Origin of the sequence: Sandarakinorhabdus sp., from assembly GCF_032115815.1 — a bacterium.
Classification (GTDB): Bacteria; Pseudomonadota; Alphaproteobacteria; order Sphingomonadales; family Sphingomonadaceae; genus Sandarakinorhabdus.
In genome coordinates this window covers 1-2,895 of the sequence record NZ_JAUMBI010000035.1, presented here as the reverse complement: position 1 = coordinate 2,895, position 2,895 = coordinate 1, and the positions used below count along the sequence as shown (strand labels likewise).

General features: G+C 65.9%; 3 protein-coding genes. 2 read left to right on the top strand and 1 reads right to left on the bottom strand.

Annotated features, from left to right (window positions below; genetic code table 11):
- Positions 1-1,226 (top strand): autotransporter domain-containing protein (locus tag RT662_RS01960; RefSeq protein WP_313668707.1); only part of this gene is annotated, 1,226 nt, incomplete at its 5' end.
- A gap of 144 nt (positions 1,227-1,370) precedes the next feature.
- Here the strand turns inward: RT662_RS01960 and tgt are convergent.
- Positions 1,371-2,510: a tRNA guanosine(34) transglycosylase Tgt gene (tgt, locus tag RT662_RS01955; RefSeq protein ID WP_313668706.1), complete on the bottom strand. Its 1,140-nt coding sequence runs from the start codon at positions 2,508-2,510 to the stop codon at positions 1,371-1,373.
- A 37-nt stretch (positions 2,511-2,547) separates the two neighbouring features.
- Here tgt and RT662_RS01950 point away from each other — a divergent pair, with 37 nt between their 5' ends.
- On the top strand, positions 2,548-2,883 hold the full coding sequence (locus tag RT662_RS01950; RefSeq protein WP_313668704.1) for a hypothetical protein: 336 nt from the start codon (positions 2,548-2,550) through the stop codon (positions 2,881-2,883).
- Positions 2,884-2,895 lie beyond the last annotated feature (12 nt).

Below are 2,895 nucleotides of genomic sequence, written 5' to 3'. Positions count from 1 at the left end.
CGCGGTATGTGCTGGGCACCCGTTACACCGTGCTCACCACCACCGGCGGGCGCACCGGCAGCTTTGCCACGCTCACCGGTGATACCCGCGTGTCGCGCTTCATCAACGTCGTCCAGGAAACCGATGCCAACAACATCTACCTGGGCGTGCGGCAGACGAGCAGCTTTGCCAGCGCAGCCGGTACCCGCAACCAGCGGGCAGCGGCGGCTGGGGCCGATGCGGCCGGCAACGGTGCGCTCTTCACCGCCATTGCCTATCTCGATACCGATGCCCAGGCGCAGGCAGCGTTCGACCAGATCTCTGGCGAAATCCACTCCAGCGCCCGCGGTCAGACGGTGCAGGACACGCGCTTTGTCCGCGAAGCGGTGAGCGCGCATCTGCAATCGCCGGATGACAGCCGGCGTGGCCTGTGGATGAGCGCCTATGGCAGCTGGGGTCGCACCAACGGCGACGGCAATGCCGCCAAGATCCAGCGTGATATCGGTGGGTTCTTCATGGGTTACGACGTGCTGCGCGGCGAAGAATGGGCTGTGGGTGCGCTGGCCGGTTATGGCAGTGCCACCATCGACGTCGCTGCCCGCGGCAGCCGCGCCACCACCGATGATATCCATGTCGGTGCCTATGGCGGGCTGAAGAAGGGTAACTTCATTGCCAGCGCCAGCCTGGTGCACATGTGGCGCAACATGGATACGCGCCGCAATGTCAGCATCCCGGGCTTCACCGACACGCTGACGGCGACCTATCAGGGCAATGTCACCCAGTTGTTCGGGGAAGTGGCTTATCAATGGGCCTTCGGCAAGGCGGCGTTCGAGCCGTTCCTGCAGGGTGCCTATGTTGATGTGTCCACCGATGGCATCCGGGAAGTGGGCGGCGCTGCCCGGCTCACCTCCACCGGCCGGATCAGCGAAGACTTCTTCGTTTCGACCGTGGGGGCCCGCCTGAAATATGGCCTGCCTTTGGGCAACGGCAATTTCGGGGTGACGGCCGAAGCCGGCTACCGCCGCATCAGCGGTGGCAGCTTCAAGACGCCGATCGACTTCAACCTGCCGGCTGGCCCTGTCATGCGCATCGCCGGCGTGCCGTTCGAACGCGACGTGGCCGCGTTGGGCCTGGTTGCTTCTGGCCAGATCGGCAAGAGCGTTCAGATCGACTTTGGCTATCGCGGCCAGCTCGGCAAGGCCCTCAAGGACCATGGTGTCCGCGGCGGCGTCACCGTGCAGTTCTGATCGCAATCGGGGCCGGGCGGCGTATCAGCCCGGCCTCACCGGCTTCGATGTGGGCGCTGCAGGGGGGCAGTGCACATCCTTTCGCAGGCGCGTCCCAATCCACATCGGCTCGCCCCGGCTTACCCAAGCCGGGGCGCAGCCGTATCAGCGGCGCTTTGCGTGATAACGCGCGAGGAAGGCGGCGGCGAAGTCGCCCAGCCGTTGCTCGGCAATCGCGGCGCGCAAGCCTGCCATCAATTGCTGATAGAAGCCGATATTGTGCTGGGTCAGCAGCATCGCTCCCAGCATCTCGCCGGCCTTGATCAGGTGATGCAGATAGGCACGGCTCGCCGCTTCCGGGCCGTGACAGACCGGACAGCGGCAATCGGCATCAAGGGGTGACAGATCCTCCCCATGCACCGCATTGCGCAGGTTGAGCGGGCCATCATGGGTGAAAGCCTGGCCGTTGCGGCCTGAGCGCGTGGGCAGCACGCAATCGAACATGTCCACCCCGCGCACCACCGCGCCAACGATGTCATCCGGCTTGCCCACGCCCATCAGATAACGCGGCGCATCCTCCGGCAACTGGCCAGTGGCATAATCCAGCACGCCAAACATCGCCGGCTGGCCTTCGCCCACCGCCAGCCCGCCGATGGCATAACCATCGAAGCCGATGGCGCGCAGGGCGGTGGCGCTCTCGGCGCGCAACCGTTCATCTAACCCGCCCTGCTGGATGCCGAACAGTGCCGCGCCCGCTGCGTGCTCGCCGCCGGCGTCGAATGCCGCCCGGCTGCGCGCCGCCCAGCGCATCGAGCGGTCCATCGCATCCTTCACCACTTCGCGCGGGGCGGGCAGGGCGACCAGTTCATCGAACGCCATCACGATATCACTGCCCAGCAGGCGCTGGATCTCCATCGATCGTTCCGGGCTCATCAGATGCCGGGTGCCGTCGAGATGGCTGGCGAAGGTGACACCTTCTTCCGTGCGCTTGGTCAGGCTGGAAAGGCTCATCACCTGATAGCCGCCGCTGTCGGTGAGGATCGGCCGGTTCCAGCCCATGAACGCATGCAGGCCGCCAAGGCGGTGGATACGCTCGGCGGTGGGGCGCAGCATCAGGTGATAGGTGTTGCCCAGGATGATATCAGCGCCCGCGGCCCGCACTTCACTGGCGCGCATCGCCTTCACCGTGGCGGCTGTGCCCACCGGCATGAAGGCTGGCGTGCGGATTTCGCCGCGGCGCATGGCAATCGTGCCGGTGCGCGCCTTGCCGTCGCGGGCGTGGATGCTGAAGGCGAAACGAGTCATTGGCCGCGCATAGCGTCTGTGGCAGGCTTTGGCCAACATGCTCGGGGTTTTGTTCTTGCTGGCCGCTGCCGATCCGCTCACCGCTCCGGCGGCCGGCCCCGCCGCGACCTGCCTGATCGTTGGCCGCCAGTTAGAATACAAGGTGGCCAGCGCCGATGTGCTGCTGGTGCGCGCTGGCGGGCGCTGGCACCGTTCGCGGCTCCCCGATGGCTGCCCCGGCCTCAAGCCCAACATGATATTGGTGCGCCGCGAGGCGTCACCGCGCGCCTGCGCCAATGATCTGTTCGAGGTGAAGGACAATTTCACGCCGCAAGTGTTCAGCCTTTGCCGGTTCGGCCGGTTTGAGCCGCTGAAAAAGGCGAGCCGATTCTGACGATGGGGAGAA

Excerpts from the sequence above, each read along its gene's own strand:
- tgt (WP_313668706.1), bottom strand. The coding sequence starts at position 2,510 with ATGACTCGTTTCGCCTTCAGCATCCACGCCCGCGACGGCAAGGCGCGC.
- RT662_RS01950 (WP_313668704.1), top strand. The coding sequence starts at position 2,548 with ATGCTCGGGGTTTTGTTCTTGCTGGCCGCTGCCGATCCGCTCACCGCT.